This is a genomic window from Streptomyces sp. ISL-96, from assembly GCF_018614035.1.
Lineage (GTDB): Bacteria > Actinomycetota > Actinomycetes > Streptomycetales > Streptomycetaceae > Streptomyces.
The window spans coordinates 22,592-45,853 of sequence record NZ_JAGGPA010000012.1 but is presented as its reverse complement, the minus strand read 5'-3'; the positions used below and the strand labels follow the sequence as shown (position 1 = coordinate 45,853).

Sequence of the window (23,262 nt, the reverse complement as noted above, 5' to 3'; positions counted from 1 at the left end):
CCCGTGGCCACGCCCACCAGTCCGCACAGAAAGTTCCCTACGGGCGGCGAGTACGCGGAAGCGCTCCAACACACCCATCTGTGCTTTCAGCACCCTGAGCTCAAGGGCGCCAAGCCCGACATCATCAAGGCACTCCGCCTGCCCAAAGCCATCTCGGGTGCTTTTGCCAGTGTCTTCTGCCTCACCTCGCCCTCGTCGGGTCGGCGTTACGCCGTCAAGTGCTTCACCCGTCACGTGCCCGACCAGGAACTCCGCTACGAGGCGATCAGTACGCAGCTTGCCGGACTCGCTCCCGGCACCCTGTCACAACAGTGGAAGATGGGTTTCGAGTATCTTCCGAACGCCATCCGGGTCGGCGCCGAGCACTTCCCCGTACTTAAAATGGACTGGGTGGAGGCAGTCACACTGTCCTCCTGGCTGGACGGCCACCATCAGAACAGCACCGCGGTGAATCTGCTGGCTGACCGCTTCGCAGACCTGACCGCCGATCTCGACTCACACGGAATCGCCCACGGAGATCTGCAGCATGGCAACCTTCTGGTCGCGGCAGACGGCACCTTCCGGCTGGTGGACTACGACGGCATGTACGTACCCGCCCTGTCCGGTCACGGGGGTACGGAACGCGGGCACCGCAACTACCAGTCCCCAGCACGCGGTAATGACGACTTCGGCGCGGAAGTGGACCGCTTCTCCGCATGGGTCATCTATCTCGCGCTCAAAGCGGTCGCAGCCGATCCCGGACTGTGGAGCCAGCTCCATGAAGCAGACGGTGAGTTCCTCCTCCTGACCGAGGGCGACTTCAAGAGCCCTTCTACTTCCCCACGCTTTCCTGTCCTTCTCTCCCACCGGGACAGGACGGTCAGCGGACTGGCCGACCAAGTCCGCGCGCTTTCCTACCAGCCCCTCGAAGCCCTTCCTCCGCTGTCGCACGCCCTGCCCACCGCTGCAGCTGCATCCTTCGCGGCGACGCCCGGACCAACCCCTGTGGTTCCGATACAGTCCGGCTCCGGCCCTCTGCCCAGCTGGATGAACGGTCACCTGCCGACTCCACCTCCCCCGCAGACCACGACCGCGACCACTACCGCGCCACCGGTCCCTCTGCCCACTCGCTTCACCGGACGCACATTCCTGGACGTCCTCGCAGCCCTGCTTCTGCCCGTGGCGCTCGTCTCGCTCGTCCTCCTGCCGATGGCCGCGATTCTGGGGCCCCCAATCTCAGCGGCTCCCTTCGCCATGGCAGCCTTCGTGACACTTCTCAGGGGGCGCACGCGCCCCGAAAGCCGCGCGCTGCACGCGTACGTCAAGGAACTCAGGCTGCGTCGCCAGCAGGTCGGCGACCCGGACAAGGCGGCCAAGGAACTGGAGCGCGACCGTAAGAGGCTCGATACTTCCGAGACCGCGCGCAAGGCCGGACTCGCACGGGATCAGCAACACCTCACCGAGCAGCATCAGCGTGAGCTGGCGGCGACCGAGCGGGACAAGATCAAAGAATGGGCAGCGATCGACCGGCAGCTGACTTCCCTGGACAGCGATCTGCAGGCTGCTCTACGCAAGGCTCTGGACGACGAGCAGTATGCGTTCACCCAGGAACAGCTGCGGAAGTGCCGCATCTCAAGCGCGAAACTGCGCAACATCGGCCCGAAGATCACCCAAGAGCTGGCCGCCCATGGCATCCGTACAGCCGCCGACTTCACGGGATACAGGCCCGTGCGCAACGCTCAATACAACACCATGGGCGCACGCCTCACTCTCCCCGGCGGCCGAAGTGTCGACGTCAAGAACATCGGGGAAGCGCGAGCCCAGACTCTGGATGCCTGGCGCAACCAGCAGCTGGCGAACATCAGACCTCGCCGGCCCACTCAGCTGACGCCGACACGAGTACGGGCCCTTACCTCCCAGTCCCAGCTACGCCGCGACCAGTTGCGCAGTCAGCGGCGCAAGTCCGAGTCGGAGGCGAATACTCGGCGCACGCATGCACAGCAGCGTTTGAAGGACGGTCGCGCGCACCTCGCGGCCCAGGAGGTCCTGGCCGACGGCCGAGCCCAGCAGCAGCGCCAGGCGCTGAGCCACCGTTCCGTTCAACTGCGGGACGCACGCGCCGAGTTCGACTCGATCAACGCATCCCTCGCCGCAGCCGGCCTGCACCGCCGGGCGCTCTCATTCGGCCGCTACCTGCGTTTCCTCTACATCGGCCGCTGATCTCCAAGCGCCCGGTCCAGTCGCTCTGCCCATGCGTGCCACAGCGGCACACGAACGCCACCGGGCAGTAGTACGGACCTGGCCAGCGCAAGCCGCAGATGTCGCGCGGGCTTCACCTCCGCCGGAGCGGACAGATCCAGAAGCACCGGAACCACCCCGCTGTCGGAGCGCACTTCGAAATCGCATGGGTATCCGTCAATCACAGTGTTCCGGTCCACCACTGCGCCCGGAGCCGCATCGGAGAGGAGCTTCTGGAACTGGTCTGCCACCGCCAGTGACCGCTCGTTCGGTTCCGCGTCCCGAGCAGCCCGAGGCTCATGCCCCGCCGCCGCGTCCAACAGGGCTCGGGGCATTCCGGTGCGGGCAGACCAGAAGTCGCGATCGCCGAGGACAATGAGATGTGAACGAGCTCTGGTGATGGCGACGTTCCACAGGTTGACCTCGCGGCACAGCCAGTTGATCGCGCTCGGCCGCATGGCCGGCCCGGCGACAAGTGACAGCAGCATCACATCCTGCTGCCCGCCCTGAAAGGTGTGCACGGTACCGACCCTGACCCGTGGCTCGTGAGCCCAACGAGGTGCGATCAGCTCTTTCTGGGCCCGGAAGGGTGTGACTACTCCGACGGATGCCCCGTCCGGCAGTCGTGCCAAGAGCCGCTCAACAGCGATATGAACACGCTCGGCCTCTTCCTCATTAATCCATGATCCGTTACGCCCCTGCCTGGCCTTCCCTTCGATGTCGAGCCACTGCACCGCGTTCACTCCGTCGAGGCGCCTCAGTGAGCGTGGATCGGTCAGGATGGTGAGCCGGTCGGCGTAGCAGTAACGGTTGGAGATCGAGACGATGTCCGGGTGACAGCGAAAGTGCTCGTCCAGCAGCAAAGTGCTGCCCGCGGCACGTGCGGTGGCGTGAAAGGAGGAGTAGCGGCGATACCCCAGCCGGTGTTCTTCCAGCCAGCTTCCCCGCAGCGTCGCCGCGCTTCTTGACGCAGCCTCCTGGCGCGGCTGGATCGTGGTGATGTGCGGCAGTTGCATGGGATCGCCGATAACCAGTGCCCGCTTGGCACGGAACAGCAGAGGCAAGATGTCCAGCGTGGAGCACTGGCTCGCTTCGTCAATAATCACCAGGTCGAACAGGCCCGGCCGGTCGCGGAATCTGCGCGCGGACCGTGCCGTGACAGCCCAGCCCGAGACGTTCGGCAGCAGCTTGTCCAGAGCCGCCCACTCACGCGACGAACCCGCCCGTACCGCCTCGATGCGGTCGAACAGCGCCTGTCGGGCCGGCGCCGCCTGTTCCTGTACGAGTGCCCGCAGCAGGACTTCAGCCGTGCGCCGCGCCTCCCTGTCTGTTGCACCCAGGTCGGCCAGCAGCGCTGCGTCGCCCGGCCCCTGATCCGCCGCCGCAGACTCGGCCCGCCATGCGGACTCATCCTGCGCGAAAGACACCAGAGCGGCGAAATCCTCACGACTCCGGATCCGCACGGGCAGTGCTGACAACCGGCGCACCGCACGGCTACGCCGGCGCCTGCCGAACAGCCACGCCCGGCTCGCTCTGCGCGCCGTCACCAGCCAGCGGGAGAGCGCATGATCGTCGCCGAACGCGGAGCCCACCGCATTGGGGTCGCACGCGCCGGCGTCGGCATATTCGCTGCGGCGCCGCCCCAGCTCGGCCAGCAGCCTTTCACGCTCGGCCACTTCAGCCATCCGCTGCCGCACGGATTCCTGGTCGCGTACAGCGTTGCGCACGTCACCCCGGCACGCGTCGGCCGAGCGAGCGGGTCGCGCGACGCGCGTGAGCTCTTCCAGAGCGAGCAGCTCAGTCTCGACGTTGTCGCGCTCTCCCCCTTTGCTACCTGTACGGATGATCAGTCCGGGCGTCAGTTTCTCGCACCGGTCCCAGACCTCGTCCACTGCCTTGTTGTTGGTGGACGCGACAAGGACCGATTCGCCCGCCGCCCTTGCTGTGGCCACCGCATTGACGATGAGCTGACTCTTTCCGGTGCCGGGCGGCCCCGTGGCCACAGTGAGTCGACTCGACATGGCCGACCGGATCACCGCTTCCTGAGCTTCGTTGAGCTCCAGTGGGGCCACGACTCGCACCGCGCCGCTCCGTGCCACTGCCTCCGGCTCAGCCGGACTGGCCAGTGCGCCGAGGGCGGTGTCCGCGATCAGCCCGACGGACTTCTGCAGCGTCTTGTAGTCCTTGACCAGCTTCGCCGTCATCGCCGAGTCGCTCTTCGCGGCGTAGACGAGGGCAACATTGCGTGCACCCTCGTGGGCGGCCCGGAGCGTGCTGCCGTCCCCGAGAGCGCCCGGGTCGAGGTGCTCGGTGTCGGTGAGCGCCAGCTGGTCGAGGAGGCTGCGGAGGTCTCGTACCATCTCGTCGCGGAACCCCGGCCGCCAGCTCGGCTGGTAGGACGCGAGCAATTCCAGCCCTTCGTCCTTCCCCAGCCGGTCCAGGACCAGCTTCGGATGCGGAATCGCAGGCCCGGCAGGTACGGCGACACTGTGTCCCTGGGCATCCGTGACGACCTCGATCTGCTGCATGACCAGCGGTGCGCAGACCTGCTGCTTGCCGTCGAACAGCACTACAGCGGGATAGCCGTACCAGAGGTCTGCCCCGTCCTTGCCCGCCTTTTCCGCAAGGCTCACGATCTCTGCGGAGACCGGTACGGACGCGCTGGTCCCGGACAGCAGGGATTCCTGTCCGGCCGGCCAGACGGCGCGTGGCGGGGTTCTGCCGTTGACTGACAGCAGCGCGTCGCCGGAGCTCTCCTCGCGCAGGCACTGGAGGTAGTAGTCGAACAGTTTGGACCAGTCCGCCTCGGTGAATGCCTTGTCGTCGTGGACCACCGGGGCCGACTTGACCGGTACGAGCGTCGCCGGGCCACCGGCGGGATCTGCTGTCACGGCCGAGGCGGGCAGGGGTTTCAGGGAGGGAACCGGCCGGCCGACCGCCGACTTCGCGAGGAAGATGTCCCCGGTCACCGACAAGCTGGACTTCGTGGGCGTCTGCTGCTTGTCGGCCGGGGCGTTCTTCAGCTCCCGGCTGATGTGCCGGAACAGGTCGTCGGCAGACACTCGGCCGTCACCGTCGAGGTCCGCCCGCCCCGTATGCAGGCCCTTCACCATCGCGCCGGTGAATTGTGAAGGTTCTCCCGGCGTGGAAGTGAACGACCTCTCCCAGTGGTGCGACGCAGTGATCACGTAGACGCCACTCGCCTCGACCCTCGGCACAGGCTGCGCCTGCGCTCCGCCCTTGCTCCGGAATCCCTGTACGGCTGCCCCGCTGAAGCAGCAGTCGAGGAGGAGGATCTTGCGCTGTGCGGCGCAGCTCTCCAGTTGCTCGGTGATGAAGGAAGCCTTCACCCCGGTCTTCTCCACGTCGCCACTGCGCGTGTCCGAGGCGATGTAGTACAGCTGTCCGTCTTCCCTTTCGTACTCGCCATGTCCGCTGAGGTAGAGCACAACCAGCTCGTCCGGTTCCCGGTCGTTCAAGAAGCTCTCGACGGACTGCGTGATGGCGGCCTTGGACGAGTCCTCCACCCGTAAGCAGTCCTCAAAACGTCCGATCGACGGCATCTCCAGGACCTGGCTCAGGAGGTGCACATCGGCGCGGACGGCCGGAAGTGGCGCGAACACCGGGGTCCTGGTAAGTGGCTGTACCGATGAGCAGTGCGTAGTTGCGGCTCACGGCCCCACCTCGGGGCGGTTCTGCCGCTGCTCATGGATCTCTTTGAGCTCCCGCCCGGAGACGCTGCCACGCAGTTCGCTCACCGTGCCATCGCTGAACTCGACTCGCGCGTAACGGCTCTTGCGGACCTCGACCCAGGCCTTGATCGCCGCCCTGATCAGGGTGAACGTCCCGCCACCGACAAGCAGGACCACTTCGGGAGTCAGGATCGCTCCCTTCGCGCCGTCCTGCTGCTCGGCGACCCTCTCGCCCTTCTCGAAGGTGGCCCGCACGCCATCGATCTTGCCCAGCACTTCGCGAAGCTGCCGGGCCTCACGCTCGGCATGCGCCGGATCCGCCCCGAACACCCGCACCCTCAGCGAACCGCCGATATCGGCCATGCCGTTCCTCCAACTTGCCTTTTCGTACACCGTGTTCAGCACATCAGCACTGATCGCCACCCTAGCGATCTCACGTGCTCCTTGATCCCTAGCGGGACAATTGCCACCGGCGTTGGTGCGGCGGAGCGGCGATCCCGAGCAGACCGTAGAGAGGCATCCCCAGATCCGCCCATTGCTCCAGACCGCCCCGGTCAACCATGTGGATCCCGTAGCCGGGCCCACTCGCGAGCGCCGGCAGGGTGAAGCCGCCAGTCGTTACGATCACCGCGAACGCGGCGCCGTGGTCGTGTCGGTAGGTGCCATTGACCCGCTGCACATCCTGGTCGCCCACCTTCCTGTCCCGGCGTAGCCGCTTGCACTGCACGACGAAAGTCCGCCCCCATCGATCGACCGCGATGACGTCGGCGCCCTTGTCCCCGGCCTTGCCGACATGAGTCGCCGCGAACCCGTCACGCCTGAGCAGCCGGTGCACCGCGAGCTCGAAGTCCCGGTCGCCCAGGGCATCCAGGTGCGTGAGCGAGTACCTCAACGCCGCTCCCGGAACCGGTCTCCTGGCCAACGCCCGCCGCCCCGGCCCCACGTACAGCATCCCGAGCCCGCCGACGCCCAGCCCCGTCATCACCCAGGGCCCCGCGGGATGCGCCCACAGGGTGGCCATCCCTCTCCCCGCCGCGACGATCGCCGCCATCGCGAACAGCCCCCATACCCACCAAGGCAGGGCCACCCACCCACCCGTACCCCTCGTCCTCATCCCGCGAGCGCCCACAGGCCGTACGCGGTCACAAAGAGACCGAGCCCCGCCAGGTCGGTAACCGTCACCGGCGCGAACGGATGCTGATGGCACCGATGAAACAGCCCCTTGCGCCTCCGCCGACACGGACGCTGCCGATACGTAGGCCCGCCACACCGCGAGACGACCGCCAGCCCACCGATCACGAGCAGTCCCACAACCAGCAGCATGACCGTCCCCCTCCCACGACGAACCCCAAGAAATACCTGTTCAGAGGCTTCGGCGCAGCCCTGCTTTCAGCCAGCCCGCCACTCCGCAGGGGGCACATGAAGCACACCAGGGCGCGCACCCCGGCGCAGCAGCCATGCGCGGGCCTCGCGGCAGTCACTTGTCCGGTGCGCCAGACACGCATACGCTCGTAACAGTACGAACACCCAGCTGCGACCGGCACGTACGGCGTGGCGCATCCTATGGCCGTCCCCCAGGGATCTGGGGTCGGCCATAGTTGGTTCATTCCCAGGGGGCACGTTGTATCTGTGCTACGTCGATGAGGCCGGCAACGGCCAAGTCGTCAAGCCGGAGAAGCCGGATTCGCAACCAGTCATGGTGATCGGCGGCTTCACTGTCCCGGAGCATCGTCTCAAGTCGTTGGTCTGGAATTTCATTGCCCTGAAGAAGAAGTACGAGCCGTCGCTGGCCAAGGACGGGGTACACCCGATCGATGTCATCCGGCACGAGTTGAAGGGCGACACCATCCGCCGCAAAATGCGGCACGGTGGCCGAAACCAGCTCCGTACGGCCCATCGCATTCTGGCCGATTTGCTGTCGCTTCTGGAGCAGCACGATTGCAAAGTACTGGCTCGAATCTGGGCGTTGAAAGAGAACGTCGTCAACGACACCGAGACCATGTACCTGTCGTCAGTGCGTTCCATGTGCGAGAACTTTGAGCACTTCCTGGCGGAGCGTGACGGGAGCGGCGTCGTCGTTCTCGACAGCCGCAGCTATGTGAAGAACCTCAAGAACGTGGATTGCGTGACGACGGAGAAGTTCCGTAACGGAGCCGATCGCCTTCCGCACCTCGCGGAGTCCCCTGTTTTCGGCCACAGCGACACCCATGTCGGTTTGCAGATCGCCGACCTTGTTGTGTCCGCCATCCTCTTCCCCGCCGCATGTACAACGTACGCGGACGATCTGACGTGGAACATCCACTGCCACCCTGGTCATGGCGCCGCTCGTGAACACTGCCCACGACTGGGCGAGTTGCAGCACCGGTATGAGGTCCGGCCCGAGAAGTGGACCGGCGGCGTGGTGGTCGCCGACCATCGTCGGCAATTGCCGGGAAGCAAGTTGTTCGACTACGCCGGGCCGACGCAGCCGTCCACACCCGTGCGTATCCCCGCTCCTGCGGCCGCGCTCGATCTTGCTCCGGCCGCCGCTTTCCCCGAGCCGCTGGCATCCGAAGGTGAACAGCAGCCAGTCATCTGAGGTCGGTCACGAACCTGACCGGTTCTTCGAGCACCGCCCTTGCCCCGTCAAAGTCGGCAAGGCGCGCGGCGAGCGTGGCCTGAGCCAGCCGCGGCGGAAGTGCGTCCGCGAACTTCAGTCCTCTTACTGCCCGTTCGTCTACATCCGGCAGGCAGAGTTGTTCCGGGGCCTCAGCGACCGCCTGCTTCCAGGCCTGCTGTGTGAGGTCCTCGCGCAGCCGGATCCAGCAGTCGTTCACACGTTGGGCCGGGGTGACGACCGTGCCCAGGGTCGCGGCCAGCGTGGCGTTCGTGCGGTGGCCGGCCCAGGTCCACCACTTCACGTATCCGCCCGAGCCTCGGGCAATGAGTGTGCCGCCCGGATGCACCTCCTCCAGGAAGTGCTCCCGGGCTTCGGCGAGACTCACGACGGCGCGCTTGGTCAGCGCGACGGGCGGATCGGCGCCGAGCAGCACTTCACGCACCGCCCTGGCCAGTTCGAAGGACGAGCCGAGCGCGAAGCCGACACTGCTCCATTTCGCCCGGCCGCCACCGTCCACCGGTTCGACGAAGCAGCGTTTGCGCTGCCAGTCGATGTAGGTCACCAGCCAGCTGCGTCCGGCGAGCAGAAGCTTCCGAGGCCCTTCGATCTGCTCGGTGAGCAGATCAGGGTCGGTCCTGCCGATCTCCCTGCGGCCCTGCAACACCGTGAACTGGGGTGGCGCGGTGAATACGGCGGTGAGATTCATGAAATGCCGGTGACCGAAGCGCCGTTCCGCCTCCGGCCCGATGAACAGCATGCCGCCGTCCCGGTCCAGATATCCCTCATCGACGAGGTGCCGGACAATCGGCTCTGCCGGCTGCCCGAAGGGACCGAGGCCGTTCCACCACTCGGACCACAGCCGGTCTCCGACCCGGTGCTCCTGGAGACAGAGGGCAAGCACCTGCTGAGCGACGATGTGCCTCGGCTCCGGCGGCGCCACGACGGGTTCCACCCAGCCTCGCGACCACTGCAGCAGCAGGCCGGCCGCTCCGAGCAGCCCATTCTCGTCCAGCGCGAGGAAAAGGCAGTTGCGGGGGGTGCCCTGCCTGCGTCCTGTGCGACCGAGACGCTGCAGAAAGGAGGCGACTGTGGTGGGCGCGTCGAGCTGGATGACGCGGTCCAGGTCTCCGACGTCGATCCCGAGTTCCAGCGTGCTGGTCGAGACGATGACGCAGTCCCGCGCTTCGGCAAACGCCTGCTCTGCGCGCCGCCGTTCGTCCACAGAAAGGGAGGCGTGGGACAAGAAGGTCGTCACGCCTTTGAAACGGAGCTTCTCGCCCAACTCCTCGACAAGCCGCCGCGATTCGCAGAAGACCAGTCGCTTCTCGCCCTGGTGCAACGACGCGATGACGGTTGCCGCATTGTCGACCGAGCCTACGTAGTCGAGCTGAATATCACCGGGCGGGGGTGCGCTCGACGGTGACTGCGTCTCGGACAGGTGAGGTGCGACCACCCGTGCCGGCCGCTTCCCCGCCCCTGATCCCTGCAGCCAACCCAGCAGTTCGTCCGGGTTCCCTACGGTCGCCGACAGACCGACCCGTTGAACAGGCCGTCCCACGACGCGCTGCAGCCGCTCCAGCACAGCGAGCAGATGCCACCCCCGGTCGTCCCCGGCGAAGGCATGGACTTCGTCGACCACGATCGTCCGCAGCCCGGCGAAGAAGGACGCGTGATCGACATTTGCACTGACCAGCATCGCCTCGAGCGATTCAGGCGTCGTGAGCAGTACGTCCGGGCGCTGCGCCAGAATCCTCTTCCGCTGACCGGCCCCGACATCCCCGTGCCAGAGCGCCGCACTGCGCCCCAGCCACGCCGTGTACGTCTCAAGCCGTGGCAGCAGATTGTTCAGCAGCGCCTTCAAAGGGCAGACGTACAGCACCGAAGTGCCGGACCACCGCTCAGCCGTCATCCGTGACAACAGCGGAAAAGACGCCGCCTCGGTCTTTCCGCCGGCCGTCGGCGCCAGCAGCACCGCGTCGTGTCCAGCCATCAGCGGCGCGATCGACTCCTCCTGGAGGGGCCTCAGCCCCGGCCATCCGAGGGTGTTGACGATGTGGTGGACCAGGACTGGGTCGAGATCGTCAACACCACTCACGGGAGATCCAGTGCGATGTCGTCCGCGTCGGCCGCCGCGGCGTTGCGTTCCACTTCGTTCAGCTCCGCGCTGGTGACGGTGAGCGCGTAGTGCTGCCTGGGGTCGAAGTCCTCGAACTCGTCCACACGGTCCAGCACATCGGCGACCAGCTTGCGCAGATAGAGCCGCGGTGCGACGCCGACCTTCCCGCCGAGCCCGCCTGTCACGGCCGTGGCCAGTTCGCCGATGTACGCATCGTCCACCCGCGCTGCGATCCGCTCCGGGTGCCGAGCCGCTACCGCGTACAAGTCACGTACACCACGACCGAGTTCGCCCAGCTTGGCCAGGTCGAAACCGGCCAAACGCAACTGCACCGCCCGGGGGGAGTCGAAGCGCGGGTCGGTGGTGAAGTCTGTGGCCAGCCGCTGCGCCAGGGGTGGGAGCCGTTGCGCGCCCTGCTGCCCGTCGTAAAAGGCCGGTGTCCCGGTGATGACCAGGAACAGGCCCGGAAAACGGCCGGCGTCGATTTCGTCAAGCAGCTGTCGCAGTGCGTTGAGGCCCTTTTCCCGTACGTCACCACGAACCCGCTGCAGGGTCTCGATCTCGTCGAGGACGAGGAGCAGCCCCGGGTAGCCACAGTCGCGCAGTACGGTCAGCAGGCCCTGCAGGAAGCCGAGCGCCGCGAAGTGGTCCAGTTCCCCACGTACACCGGCGGCCTTGCGCGCCGAGGCTGCCACGGATTTCTGGCCGCCGAGCCAGGCGATGAGCGCCTCGGCGGTGGCTCCGTCGCCGGTCGCGACGGCCTGTCGGTAGCCGCGCAGAGCGGCTGCGAAGGCCGGTGTCGTACGTGCCACGTCCGCGAGCCGACGTTCCATCAGCTCGTCCACTGCCTTCGTCAGCGCCTCGCCGTCGTCCTCGTCCGCCTCCCCGGTGTCGAGGACTTCTTCCTCCAGCGTGTAGAACCACGAGTCGATGACGGCGCGCAGGGCACTCGGCTGGTGGGTGGCGGTAGTCAGTCGTTCGGTGAGACGGCGGTAGACAGTTTCCAGCTTGTGCAGTGGGGTCTCGGTCTCCGTGATCTGCACCTCGGCGGTGGCAAGACCTGCGCGCTTGGCCCGCTCCGCGAGCCAGCGTGCGAAGAAGGTCTTGCCGGAGCCGTACTCCCCACGGATGGCGTGGAAGGCGGCACCGCCCCGCGACACTGTGGAGATATCGTCGTCGAGGGACGACTGGAAGCGGTCGAGACCGACCGCGAAGAGGTCGAGCCCGGCCTGGGGCACGGTTCCGCGCCGTAGCGCATCGACGACCTCGCGGCGGCGCGCCGCGCTCACGAGGGACGGGGCAGCCGTCACGGTCGGTTTCCTTCCAGCTGGAACTGTGTGCGCAGCAGTTGTACGTCGAGTCTGACCGTGTGCCCGGAGTCGATGAAGCTGAGCACGGGATAGCCCTCGACGTTCAGCAGCCGCTGCAGCGTGGCGATGAAGCCGTCGATGTTGCGTTTGACCCGGCCCGTCGCGGAAATGGCAGCGGCAAGGGCTGCGGGCGACATGGTCTCGCCCGCGTCAGCGAGCTTGTCGATGACGGCTGCGACCACCTCGTCCTGTGCTCTGCGTACGTACACTTTCTGCGCGGCGTACACATTGCTGGCGACCACCTTGGCGCCCAGCGTCACAGGCTCCCGCGCGATATCGGTCTCGGCGAAGAGACCTTCACCGGTGGGCTGAGGCCGCTTCCCGGAAGTCTTGGGCTTGACGGCGGCAGGCTCCGCCACCGCCGTCTCGATTGCCGCTGCTCCCAGGGCGGCCCGGCCCTCGATCCACCACTGCGGCGTCGCGAGTTCCCTCGGCAGGACCTGCCACCTATTGGGCAGCGCCTCCAGAGCAGGCAACAACACCAGCAGGGGCACCGTCACTTCGGCGAGCGACGCACCGCCGTGGTACCCGGCCTTGCGCGGTGTGTAGCGGATGTCTTCCCGCCACGGCGTGATGATCGTGCCGCCGCCTTCGAGCACGCGCGGCCCGGACAGCTCGATCTCCCCGTCCCCGGCGGTGCCTGTGCGCCAGCGGGAGGACTCAGCCCCGGACATCCGGGCCGGTCCGGCATTTGCGCCGCGCTCCAGGACATGCCCGTGATCGGCGACCAGCAGCACCGGACGCCCGTACCCCTTGGCCGCGGCCAGGAGTTCGCGCAGGAAAGTGATGTCGTTGATCCGCCACTGGGTCCGCTCACCCTGCTGCCCGTGGTCGAGCGCGTCGTCGATCGTGTTGAGCACCACACCGACCACGGCATCCGAGGCGAGGGCCGTGGCCAGTTCCTCGGCGAGACGGTGTCCGGACGGCCCTCCTATCGACGCCTTGTGGAATAGCACTCCCTCACTTCGGTGCTGCCTCCAGTAGGCGGCGAACCCCGCCGTCTCGGTGGACTGACCGCCCATGACCGCGCTGCCCGTCAGCAACGAGGCACGGCTGATCCTCGTCACCGAGGGCAGCATCGATACGGCGGCGAGCCGCCGCGGTGCCTGCCCGGCCGGCGGATTCGGTACGGCTTCGATCCACCCTTCGCGCTCGGTCTCTTCGCCGATCTGTACGGCCGCCGCACTGCTCATGCCGTCGAGCAACAGCACCAGTGGGGCTGCCGTCCCGCCGTACAGCGGCAATGCGGCCTCGGTCAGTACGTTCTCCACCAGCAGGCAGCCGCCCGGGTTCTGTGCGGCTGCCGTACGGGTCCAGCCAGCCAGCCGTACCGCGAACTGCTCGTCGAGGATGTCCCTGCGCGCCCGCGCGGCGTCATGCAGGGCCCGGTATGCCTGATCGGCCACCGCGTCACCGACCGGGTCGCCCGACCACAGCACGTTCAGTGCCCGATCCACCCAGCCCCACTCGCCCAGGTGCGCACACACCCCGGACGCCACCGAATCCACCCGAGGCTCGGGCGTGGCCAACCAGCGGGCCAGCCTTACGGCCATCTCGGCGACGGCGATCCGGTCACCGTGCAAAGTTGCCAGAGCATGGCCGCGCAGGTCGGCCAGGGCCGCCTCGGCGAGGACCGGTGAGCGCGCCAATTCCACGGCGACAGCGCGCAGCTGGGCCGTAAAGCTGGACAACAGAAAGCGGCTCGCTCGCAGTGCGTCCGTCAGCCCCGCCTCTGTGGCGAGCCGGTCGGCCTGGTCGATGACGGAGAACACCCGCTGCTTGGCGGTGTCATTGTGCTTCGCCTCACCGATCCAGCGCGTGAGCGTGCCGGCCACAGCGTCGCTGAAGGCCAGCACATCGGCTCGGCGCACCTGGCCGAAGAGTCCGCCGACGGCGAGCACCGTGTCCGGGCCGGTCGCCGGGTCCGCCATCGCCGAACCGAGCAGCCCGCGCGCCATGGCGTCGTTTCCGCGCCCCGCCTCGACGAGCGACATCAGTACGGGCACGGCCGCACCCGCCGTTTCGCCGAGCCAGTGCTTCAGTTCGTCGCGTTCACGGGAGTCCAGCTCGTTGAAGCGGGTGGCGCCGGCCGGCGTGCGGGACCAGGCGAGCAGTGCGTCGGCGTCGATGGCGACGTCCGTCGCGGCCTCACCCGTCCCCGTACGTGCGAGACCCAGCCGCGCGACGAGCAAAGCGCGCACGGCCGCGTCCCGGGTGAGTACGGAACCTGTGCGCTGCCAGCCGTCGTGCGGCTCGGCGTCCAGGAGTGCTTCGAGGAGCCAGGTCTCGCGGTACATCCGCGGATCGAGTTCCTTCGCGCCGAAGCGCTGTTTCACGATCTCGGCGTTCTCGACCGTGAGCATGCGCCGTTTGACCGCATGCCCCCGCACATCCCAGCCGAGCTGCTCGTCGCCAATGCCGGTGGTCACGACCAGCACATCACCGGCCCGCTCCTCGTCCGCCCTGTGCTGGTGCCAGGCGTCCACGATGCCGAGTACGGACGTCTGGTCACTGACGTGCACGCGCCGCGACTCGCCGCCGATCTTCGCGGTGAACACCCCGGCAGCGGTGGCCGGATACCGGCCGTGCACCAGCATCAGCCGCCGGTCGCGCAGGCCCAAGGCGTAAGTGTCGAGCAGCGCCTCGATGGTGAGCCGGTTGACCGGCGGCGGAGCGGTGGTCATGAGCGGTCGGCTCCCTCGCCCGTCGCGGCCCGGCCGTCCACCGGTACCGGACGCCAGGCGATCTCGATCCGTACGCCTGGATGTTCGGAGACGTACGAACGGATCTCGTCCTGGACATCTGCGATGGCCGACGCCAGGGCGGATTCCACGCGGCTGAGCTGCTGCGTTTCGAGTACGTGGGGGGCGGTCGGTCCCGCCACCGGCTTTTCCGGGCGCTGGGCCGAATCGTCCTGATCGAAGTCCAGCTGCGGCGGAACCTTGGACCGCACGACAGGATCGCCGTGCTGGGTCAGGCTGACGTCGTCCGGCCCGGGCTGTGTGGGCTCCGGCGCCGGCTGTGCCACGTTCGCGAGCCGGGCCGCCTCCGTGACCAGGGCTACGGACTGATCCTGCAAGCGGCTGAGCACCGGCACCAGCGAACTGGCCTGCTCGTGATCGTTGACGGTCTCGCGCAGCGAGTTGAGAATCCGCTCGGCCTTGTCGCCCACGCCGTCGTTGCGTTCGGCGAAGCCGCGCAGGCTCTTCAGGAGCGACCAGTTGGTGTCGTCGAGTGCCTCGAGCACCTCGGGAGCCTGCTTGACCGCCGCCCCGAGCTCCTGGTCCGTCACGTCGTACGAGACAGCCGCCAGCTCCTTCACCAGCGAGGTCGCGTCCTTGGTACGGGAGAGCCTGGCCAGCAGATCCGCCGCGGCCCGCATCGACCGCATCCGGTTGGCGTCAGCTCCGGCGAGCCCCAGGTCATCGGCGTGCTTCTCCAGTGAGCGCCGCACTCCGCCCACGGCCTGCTGATGCGCGTTCACGATGTCGCGCACAGCGGACTCCAGCGCCGCGACATTCCGCGCGAAGAGCACCGGCTGCGCGGAAACCCCGAAGGCTGCCCCGGCTCGCGCACGGGCGGCCGCGAACTCCTCCTCGGTGGGCAGCTCCACTGCCCGCAGCCCGTATCCGCTGCCGATCTTCTCCAGTTCAGGGGCGGCCACGGGGGTGGTCTGGTAGACCCACGTCCGGTCGTCCAGCAACGCGTAGGTGGCGATGATCAGGCTGGTGATGTTCTTCTCCAGCCCGGTGAAGCCCAGTTCGGCGATCCAGCGCCGGATGTCCTCGACAGAGAGCTCAGTGCCGGCCTTGGCGTCAGCAGCCTTCTGGTTGATCTTCAGACGCCAGTCACTGAGGAGGTTGAGCGGCCCGTCGTGCACCTCACCGAGCCCGAGCGGATGCACGATCTTCTTGACGACCGCCAGATGATGCCGGTCGACCACGACCCGCCGTGACCCGTCCGCCATCGCCTTCCCGATCCACTCCAGTGCCGTCTTCAACTCCCGTACGGTGACGGCCTTCCGTGTCAGGGTGGGGTCGAAGTCGGGGTGCTTGGGATAGAGGGCGGCGAACATTCCGTCCGCGAGGGCGTACAGATTCTGCTCGAAGCTCAGCCCCGCCTGGGGCCTGGGCCGGGAGTACGACGGTTCCATCGACCACACATGCTGGTTGTCCGGAACCTCCGCGCCGACACTTCCCGGGTCGGGCTTGCTGATTCCGTACAACTGCTGCAGAACAGCGGCCAGTTGTGAGGTGAGGTTCTCACGCTGCGCCTTGAGCTGATGCCTGATCTGCACCCGCTCGTCCGCGGACTTGGTGGCGGTGTGGTCGTCGAGCCGGTCGCGCTCCAGCAGGTAGCTGATCTTCAGCAGCCGTCCGAGCTGGTTGGCCTTCTGCTCGGAGAAGAAGTCCGGCAGCCAGACGATGGTGGGGGCGTACTTCCCCTCCTGCTTCATGCGCTCGATGCGACGTACGTCATCGCTCGGAAAATGCTTCTCATCAAAGGGATAGTCGAGGACGAACCTGACATTCCCCTCCGTCTGCGGCTTGAACTGCTCATCCGGCAGGTGCGGATCGCAGACGTTTCCGAAGACGAATTCCGCGGTGCGCTTCGTCCCCCGCCATACGATGTCCCGCTCGCTGACGAACGCCTGCGCATCGGGGATCCCGAGCGCCGACCACAGCTGGTCCTTGACCCACTGCCGACGCTTGCCCAGGTTGTCCTCGCTGCTCACCTCGTCGAGCAGCGGCTCGATGTCGAGGTCGGACAGATGCAGATGGAAGACGGGGTCCGCGCTGCCTTCGCTGCGCAGCTCACCGAACTCGCCCTGCAGTTCCTTCAGCCGTTTGACCGCGACCGATCCGGCCGACCCCAGCCGCACCTTGATCGACCCGTGGTTCAGGGCTGCCAGCCGCTCGCCGGTGAGCCGGGCCAGGGCGGGCACGTTCGGCGCCAGCGCGGCGAGCAGCAGCGTCTTGATCAGCCGCTCGTCGCCCTTGAAGAGCGGACTGTCCGCGGACCCGTACTTCTCGATGAGGTGGGCCACGACCCGGTCGTGGAAGCGTTTGGCGGTCTCCGCCTCCTTGCGCAGCCTGGCTGTGAACGCCTCACCCGTGCCGTCCAGGACGACGTCCCACAGATCACCGAGCGGGATCAGTTCGCCGAGCTTCAGATCGTCCCGGCGCCGCCGCAGCGTTTCCTGCACCAGCTTGAGCCCGGTGCGCTCACGCTGCAGCGCGCCCGACAGCTCCACCAGCACATTCAGGAAGGCCGGCGAGAGCGGATAGACGTCACGGAAGTCGTCCCAGCTGGCCTCGGTACGTCCATGGGCGTCGAGCAGCACCTGGCGTACCTCGTCCTTGGACGACTCGACGGCCTCGAACGCCGACTCCCGGGCGGCTTCCATTCCCGGCTTCGGCGCGAGGACCCGGTGCTTGATGATCTCAATGAGGTTGCTGTCCTCCAGATCGACGACATCGATCCGGCCCGCGAGGTATTCGACCTGCTGCTCAAGGTTCTGCACCTCGGCACCGGCCACGTCGGAGCCGATCAGCTGGGACAGGTCGCGCTGCCGGGAGATGAACGAGATGATCGGCACCGGCCGGTCGCTGTCCCCGGACTCGATCAGCTTGACCAGCTTCTGCACCTGATCGCGTACGAAGTCCTGCTCACCCATGTGCGCCTGAAGCCACAGGATCAGCTCGTCGAGGAAGAGCACGATGCCGTCGTAACCGAGGCTCTGGGCATGGCGGGAAACGACGGCGAGCCCGTTCTCCAGAGGTACGAAGGCATCCTTGTCGCCGCGCGCGCCTGTCGCGTACGAGGCCATGGGCCCGGAGAGCAGAGCGGAGACGAGCGCGTCGCGGTGCGGGTCGCCTGCGGGCGCAGCAAAGGCGCGGTCGAGATCGGCGGGGGTCCAGGCGCCGGGAGCGGGTGTGATCGCCGCGTCGTCGAGTCCGCTGGTGTCCAGGTCGTCATCCGCGTCCTCGGCCGTGACCACGGCCCCGTCCGGCGCGACGGCTACACCGCCGGCCGCCAGCCACTGGACGAACTTCCGGTCGTCCGCCAGGAATTCGCGCTGCTTGCGCGCATCCGTGAGAGCGGCGTCCGACCGGTACACGGCGGGAGTCGGCTGGTCCGGATGCAGCTTGTGAACGGTGGCGACGTACCCGCCGAGCAGCGCCGAGTCCAGGTCTGCCGCACCGACGAGGTGGTACGGCACCATCAGGAACTTCTTCTGCCGCAGCCAGTCGTCGTGCTGGGCGATGACTTCCTGCAGACGCGGCTTGCGGCGAGCAGCGGGGTGATTGTTGAGGATGGCGTGCAGAACGGTCAGGAAGTGGCTCTTACCGGCGCCGAAGGAGCCATGCAGATACGCGGCGTGCGAGCTGCCGGTGCGTACGGCGGCCCCGACGAGCCCCAGCGACCGTTTGAAGGCTTCCTGGAGTTGGTCCGTGACGACATACTCGCCCACCCGGGCATCGGTCTCGGTGAAGCCCCCGGAGAGCTCCACCTTGAAATCGCCGGCATGGACGTCTTCCTTGATGTCGATGACATCCCGCAGGAAGAGCTCGCTGGTGGGCATCGGGGCTCTCGTTCCCTCATTCGGCTGCAGATGGGCTGCGCGCGGCCGCGTGCGCAATGTCCAATCCTGCCAGCTCTGAGCAGGTACTGACCTGCGAAGAGACCATTCTCTGCAACCGCGTGACCACGGTGCGCACCACTACCACCACTTTTCATCACGTTCCGTGACCGTCGGTTACGCGTGGCTGAGTCTCGCCCTGTCTGCGTCCGCCGCGCACTGCTGCAATGACACAGACAGTTGCCGGATCGACGGGGGCGTCGGCATAGGCAGGTCCCAGCGGCCTGCTGGAGAAGGAGAAGGCGTACGGGCCCGAGTGGCAGGACCCTGCCGACACATCGTCTCGGCGGCCTCCCGACCTGCCGCTGCCTCCGGACCGCCGCCCGGAGGAGTACTTGCGCGTCATCATGCGGGGCCGCGAAGAACTTCGCGCGTGGGTGGACTCGACACCGCCGGACGAGACGGCGGTCGCGTGAATCATGGCGCGACCGGATTGTTCACGAGCCCGGTCGGGCCGGCGGGCGCAGCCGCCTCGGCAGGCCGCTGACGCGGAGGCCGGCCGGTCGGCCAGAGGAGGAGCACCAGCGGAACGGAGAGAACCGCGAGGAAGAACGCCATGGAGCCAACCTGGAGGTTGTACCTCCAGTCGTCCCGATGGGCGGCCAGCCCAACGAGAGCGGTACCGACCAGGTAGACCACCGCCCAGCCGCCAACCCCTACCTGTATGGCCAGTGCCAAACCCAAACAGCGGTGGCCGCTCCACGCCCCTCCTCGACACCGTCGTCACTACGGGCGCACGTGGCGGTGCCGAGGCAGACGGCGACGAGAGCGAGCGGCTGGAACACCTGGTGCCGCTCATCGAGCCAATGCGCCGTAACCGAAGCCCAGCTGGATCGGAACCCCAGGCTCCTACTGACGAAGTCAGCAACCTCCAGCGGAAGGTTCGCGCCACTGTGCAGCGAGAACAGCCCTGCTATTGCCGCACAACCGGCGAGGGACGCCACAATCCGGTAGAGCTTGTCGACGGGGCCGAGGTCGCGGAGGTCTTTGATGAGCGTGAGCATGTCTCCTCCTTGTCGTGATCTCGGTTGCTCTTCCGCCAATCGTGGCACCGGGGTATTCAACAGCCGGATGTTTTCTACGGATTACTGCACTCGCGTGTGTAGGTGCGTGTGGTCTGGTCGGTTTTGGTGACTGGGGTGGTTGGGTGTTCGGGGTGGGAACGGGTGACCTTTTCCGGTGTGGTTCGTTGTCCAGTGGGGAATGAGGGGCTGCGGATTTCGGGCGGGGGTGGTTGCGGTGCGTGGCAGTGGGGAGCGGTCGGCTTCGGGTCTGCGGGTTGCGGCCCGGCCGTTCGTCGCGTCCGGCTCCACCGGTGTCGCCGTGCGCGACCGGCTCAAGGACCTCACCGGCGAGGATGAGAAGGTTCTGCGGCTGGTGGGCGCGCACCTGGGCACGCTGGCTTCGCGGGACCTCGCGGTGCGCTGCGCGGACGCATCGGATCACTGTGCCGAGTCGTGGGCGGTGCGCAAGCGAGCGCTGACGTCCGTGTCGTCGTCGCGGTGGGCGGGTGCGGTGACGAAGGCGTCACATGACCAGTGGGCGTTGGCCCGGCGCTGCCAGGCCGCGCACATTCAGGGGCTTGAGGCGGGAATCAGGATGCTTCGGCACCGTCTGTCGCTGCCGGTCGGTGAGCGCGGCTCGAAGAGGGCGCCGGGTGGTTACCGGTCGCGGCGGGAATGGCATGCCAAGTCCCGGCGCCTGGCCGCGCTGGAGGCCCGGCACACTGCCGCTGTGCTGGACTGGCGTGCTGGACGTGTGCAGGTGGTCCGGGGTGGCAAGCGTCTTTTGAACACCCGCCACCACCTCGCCGACGCCCAGCTCACCGAGACGCAGTGGCGGGAGCGCTGGGAGGCGGAGCGCTGGTTCCTGTCAGCGGACGGGGAATCCGGGAAGCGGTACGGCAACGAGACCATCCGTGTCAGCCCCGACGGCCGGCTGTCGATCAAGCTGCCCGTGCCGCTGGCCGGGCTGGCGAACGCCCCGCACGGCCAGTACGTGCTCGCCGCACGGGTGCGGTTCGCCCACCGGGGCACCGAGTGGGCCGATCGTGTCGAGGCGAACCGGGCGGTCGCCTACCGCATCCACTACGACACCCAGCGCGGACGCTGGTATCTGACAGCGTCCTGGCAGATCCCGCCGACCAGGACAGTCCCGCTGGAGGCGGCGCTCACGCACGGGGTGATCGGTGTCGATACCAACGCCGACCACCTCTCCGCCTGGCGCCTCGACGTCCACGGCAACCCCATCGGCAACCCGCGCCGCTTCTTCTACGACCTGTCCGGCACCGCCCAGCACCGTGACGCGCAGGTCCGCCACGCCCTGTCCCGACTGCTGAACTGGGCGAAATCCTGCCAAGTGGCCGCGATCGCGGTCGAGGACCTGGACTTCACGGCGGAGAAGACCCGGGAGAAGCACGGCCGCAGGAAACACTTCCGGCAGCTGATCTCCGGAATGCCGACCGGCAAACTCCGCGCCCGCCTCACCTCCATGGCCGACGCCACCGCAATCGCCATCATCGCCGTGGATCCGGCCTACACCTCGAAGTGGGGCGCGCAGCACTGGCAGAAACCCCTCACCAGCAAGACTCGTCAGACCACTCGCCACGACGCTGCCGCCGTGGCGATCGGAAGGCGCGCCCAAGGGCACCCGATCCGGCGACGGACGGCACCGCCCCCTGCACACCAGAGCGATGTGCAGGGGCATCGGACCGTCCAGGCCCCATCGGATGCTCTTGGGTGTGAGGAAACCCGCCCCCGCATTCCCGGACCACGGACACGATCCGTGCCGCCCGGACGCGGAGCGAACGTGGGAGACCAGCGTGCCCAACACCGTTCGGGGCACACGGCTGAGCATGCGTCCTGGCAACAGGACTCACTCCCGCTCAGTCTTTAGGAACGGTCTGACAATGCCCCGTCGATCGCTCCAGACCTCAGCCCTCAAGGAGGGGCTTCGGCAAGGTTGTTGTATGGGGAACGGCCGCCCACACGGTCTTGCCTACCTGCCGTTGCTCCACGCCCCAGGCGAGCGACAGCGCCTGCACGAGCAGCAGTCCGCGACCCGCTTCAGCGTCGGCGGGCGGGGGTGTGGCATGCCCCGGAGCGGGCGGGCGGCTTTCGGTCCGGGTGTCGGATACTTCGATCCGGATCGCCTGCGCGCCGAGCGCGATCCGCAGCTCGAAGTCCCGGCCGGGCACGCGGCCGTGGGTGACGGCGTTGGCGGCGAGTTCGCCAACGACTGTGGCGACGGAGTCGGAGAGATCGCTGCCGTACGGGATTCCCCAGGCATCGAGTTGATGGACAGCGAGGTAACGGGCGAGCCGCGCGCCACGGCGGGTGGCGGAGAGGCGCTGGACGAACTCACGTACGAGAGCGGCGGTTTCGGCGTTCATGTAACAGAGCGTGGTCGAGTGACTCTACTCTGACCAGGGGCGACGTCGGTACGGAGCGTGACTTGTCCGGGCATGGTGACTGCTTGTCCGGGCGGCCGGGCGTGACGCGGAGTGCACAGACGTCGTTTCGTACGGGCAAACGCGTCGGAGGTGGCTGGGCATGACGACCGGGGCAGGGCAGTCGGGAAGCGGGACGGAAGAGCAGGACTGGGACGAGGGCGCTACAGATTTCCTCAAGACGGTCGGCAAACAGGTCAAGCTGTGGCGGGAGCGCGCCGGTCTGAAACAGGTGGAGTTGGGCCAGGCGATCGGGTACGGGGAGGAGCAGGTGTCCTCGGTCGAGCGGGGTCGGCGGGCTCCGAAACCGGAGTTCCTGGACGCGGCGGATGAGGTCCTGGGGGCGGGCGGGATCCTGGCCGCGTTCAACGAGGACGTGGAGCGGGCGCGGTACCCGAAGAAGGTGCGGGATCTTGCGAAGCTGGAGGCGGACGCGGTCGAGTTGGGCGCGTACAGCAACCACAACATCCAGGGCCTGCTACAGACCGAGGGCTACGCCCGTGCACTGTTCGGCATGCGTAGGCCGCTGCTGGACGAGGAGACGATCGAGCGGCAGGTCAGCGCACGGATGGACCGGCAAGAGATCTTCAGTCGTTGGCCTGCTCCCATCCTGAGCTTTGTCCAAGAAGAGGTTACGCTGCGCCGCCCGATCGGTGGCAGGATGGTGCTACGCGGCCAGCTGGAACGAATTCTGGAGGTCGGCGGGTTGCGCAACGTGGAGATCCAGGTGATGCCGACGGATCGCGAGGACCACGCGGGGATGGGTGGCCAACTCCTGCTGCTGGAGCCGAAGAACGGCCCGAAGGTGGCCCACACCGAAGTCCAGCAATTCAGTCGCGTGACCACCGACCGGACAGCGGTCCGGACGCTCGAAGCTCGGTATGGGATCATCCGGGCGCAGGCTCTCACACCACGGGAGTCACTGGCGTTCATCGAAAAAGTCCTGGGAGAGACATGACCATCAAGCCCTCCGCCGACAGCGCCACCGGACTGGCGTGGTTCAAGAGCAGCTACAGCAGCAACGAAGGCCCTGAGTGCGTCGAAGTCGCAGCTTCCATAGGCGCAGTCCACGTACGCGACTCAAAGAACGTCGAGGGCCCACAGCTGGCTTTCAGTCCGGCCGATTGGTCGTCGTTCATCTCGTACGCAGCCGACCGCGCCTGAGCGAGAGTGGCGG

At 67.3% G+C, this 23,262-nt stretch carries 14 protein-coding genes; 5 read left to right on the top strand and 9 right to left on the bottom strand.

The annotated features are described in order from the left end of the window. Positions 1–3: 3 nt before the first annotated feature. Complete coding sequence (locus J7E96_RS09070) at positions 4–2,199, top strand: hypothetical protein (protein ID WP_215129330.1); 2,196 nt, start codon at positions 4–6, stop codon at positions 2,197–2,199. Here the strand turns inward: J7E96_RS09070 and J7E96_RS09065 are convergent. The 3 genes from J7E96_RS09065 to J7E96_RS09055 all read right to left on the bottom strand — a co-directional run bounded on the left by J7E96_RS09065 (position 2,184) and on the right by J7E96_RS09055 (position 6,996). Next, positions 2,184–5,840, bottom strand: a complete 3,657-nt coding sequence (locus J7E96_RS09065; RefSeq protein WP_215129328.1) for an AAA domain-containing protein — start codon at positions 5,838–5,840, stop codon at positions 2,184–2,186. The genes J7E96_RS09070 and J7E96_RS09065 overlap by 16 nt on opposite strands. Positions 5,841–5,888: 48 nt before the next feature. Beyond that, positions 5,889–6,272 (bottom strand): hypothetical protein, encoded by a 384-nt coding sequence (locus J7E96_RS09060; protein WP_215129326.1) that lies wholly within the window; start codon positions 6,270–6,272, stop codon positions 5,889–5,891. An 88-nt stretch (positions 6,273–6,360) separates the two neighbouring features. Then, positions 6,361–6,996: a restriction endonuclease gene (locus J7E96_RS09055; RefSeq protein ID WP_215129324.1), complete on the bottom strand. Its 636-nt coding sequence runs from the start codon at positions 6,994–6,996 to the stop codon at positions 6,361–6,363. A 534-nt stretch (positions 6,997–7,530) separates the two neighbouring features. On the opposite strand from J7E96_RS09055, the gene J7E96_RS09050 reads away from it, so the two are divergent. Beyond that, the gene (locus tag J7E96_RS09050) at positions 7,531–8,487 is read left to right on the top strand and encodes a DUF3800 domain-containing protein (RefSeq protein WP_215129322.1); all 957 of its coding nucleotides are present in this window, start codon (positions 7,531–7,533) and stop codon (positions 8,485–8,487) included. On the opposite strand, the gene J7E96_RS09045 is transcribed toward J7E96_RS09050, so the two are convergent. The 5 genes from J7E96_RS09045 to J7E96_RS09025 all read right to left on the bottom strand — a co-directional run bounded on the left by J7E96_RS09045 (position 8,480) and on the right by J7E96_RS09025 (position 19,641). Then, positions 8,480–10,603, bottom strand: a complete 2,124-nt coding sequence (locus J7E96_RS09045; protein ID WP_215129320.1) for a DEAD/DEAH box helicase — start codon at positions 10,601–10,603, stop codon at positions 8,480–8,482. The genes J7E96_RS09050 and J7E96_RS09045 overlap by 8 nt on opposite strands. Next, on the bottom strand, positions 10,600–11,934 hold the full coding sequence (gene brxD / locus J7E96_RS09040; RefSeq protein ID WP_215129318.1) for a BREX system ATP-binding protein BrxD: 1,335 nt from the start codon (positions 11,932–11,934) through the stop codon (positions 10,600–10,602). The genes J7E96_RS09045 and brxD overlap by 4 nt, the downstream gene beginning before the upstream one ends. After that, positions 11,931–14,678 carry a BREX-2 system phosphatase PglZ gene (pglZ, locus tag J7E96_RS09035; RefSeq protein ID WP_215129316.1) on the bottom strand — a complete coding sequence of 916 codons (2,748 nt, stop codon included), beginning with the start codon at positions 14,676–14,678 and terminating at the stop codon, positions 11,931–11,933. The genes brxD and pglZ overlap by 4 nt, the downstream gene beginning before the upstream one ends. Then, positions 14,675–18,580, bottom strand: a complete 3,906-nt coding sequence (locus J7E96_RS09030) for a PglY protein (RefSeq protein ID WP_215129314.1) — start codon at positions 18,578–18,580, stop codon at positions 14,675–14,677. The genes pglZ and J7E96_RS09030 overlap by 4 nt, the downstream gene beginning before the upstream one ends. Before the next feature lie 713 nt (positions 18,581–19,293). Next, a complete protein-coding gene (locus J7E96_RS09025; protein ID WP_215129312.1) occupies positions 19,294–19,641 on the bottom strand; it encodes a hypothetical protein in 348 nt (115 codons plus the stop codon). Between the two features lie 235 nt (positions 19,642–19,876). Here J7E96_RS09025 and J7E96_RS09020 point away from each other — a divergent pair, with 235 nt between their 5' ends. Beyond that, positions 19,877–21,532: a transposase gene (locus tag J7E96_RS09020; RefSeq protein ID WP_215129309.1), complete on the top strand. Its 1,656-nt coding sequence runs from the start codon at positions 19,877–19,879 to the stop codon at positions 21,530–21,532. 37 nt (positions 21,533–21,569) lie between these two features. On the opposite strand, the gene J7E96_RS09015 is transcribed toward J7E96_RS09020, so the two are convergent. After that, the gene (locus J7E96_RS09015) at positions 21,570–22,028 is read right to left on the bottom strand and encodes an ATP-binding protein (protein ID WP_215129307.1); all 459 of its coding nucleotides are present in this window, start codon (positions 22,026–22,028) and stop codon (positions 21,570–21,572) included. Positions 22,029–22,188: 160 nt separating this feature from the next. Between J7E96_RS09015 and J7E96_RS09010 the strand changes: the two genes are divergently transcribed. Beyond that, the gene (locus J7E96_RS09010; RefSeq protein WP_215129305.1) at positions 22,189–23,043 is read left to right on the top strand and encodes a helix-turn-helix transcriptional regulator; all 855 of its coding nucleotides are present in this window, start codon (positions 22,189–22,191) and stop codon (positions 23,041–23,043) included. Continuing rightward, a complete protein-coding gene (locus J7E96_RS09005; RefSeq protein ID WP_215129303.1) occupies positions 23,040–23,249 on the top strand; it encodes a DUF397 domain-containing protein in 210 nt (69 codons plus the stop codon). The genes J7E96_RS09010 and J7E96_RS09005 overlap by 4 nt, the downstream gene beginning before the upstream one ends. Positions 23,250–23,262: the final 13 nt, after the last annotated feature.

Coding starts and splice junctions, on each gene's coding strand:
- J7E96_RS09060 (WP_215129326.1), bottom strand. CDS start 6,272: ATGGCCGATATCGGCGGTTCGCTGAGGGTGCGGGTGTTCGGGGCGGAT.
- pglZ (WP_215129316.1), bottom strand. CDS start 14,678: ATGACCACCGCTCCGCCGCCGGTCAACCGGCTCACCATCGAGGCGCTG.
- J7E96_RS09030 (WP_215129314.1), bottom strand. CDS start 18,580: ATGCCCACCAGCGAGCTCTTCCTGCGGGATGTCATCGACATCAAGGAA.
- J7E96_RS09025 (WP_215129312.1), bottom strand. CDS start 19,641: ATGCTCACGCTCATCAAAGACCTCCGCGACCTCGGCCCCGTCGACAAG.
- J7E96_RS09015 (WP_215129307.1), bottom strand. CDS start 22,028: ATGAACGCCGAAACCGCCGCTCTCGTACGTGAGTTCGTCCAGCGCCTC.
- J7E96_RS09010 (WP_215129305.1), top strand. CDS start 22,189: ATGACGACCGGGGCAGGGCAGTCGGGAAGCGGGACGGAAGAGCAGGAC.
- J7E96_RS09005 (WP_215129303.1), top strand. CDS start 23,040: ATGACCATCAAGCCCTCCGCCGACAGCGCCACCGGACTGGCGTGGTTC.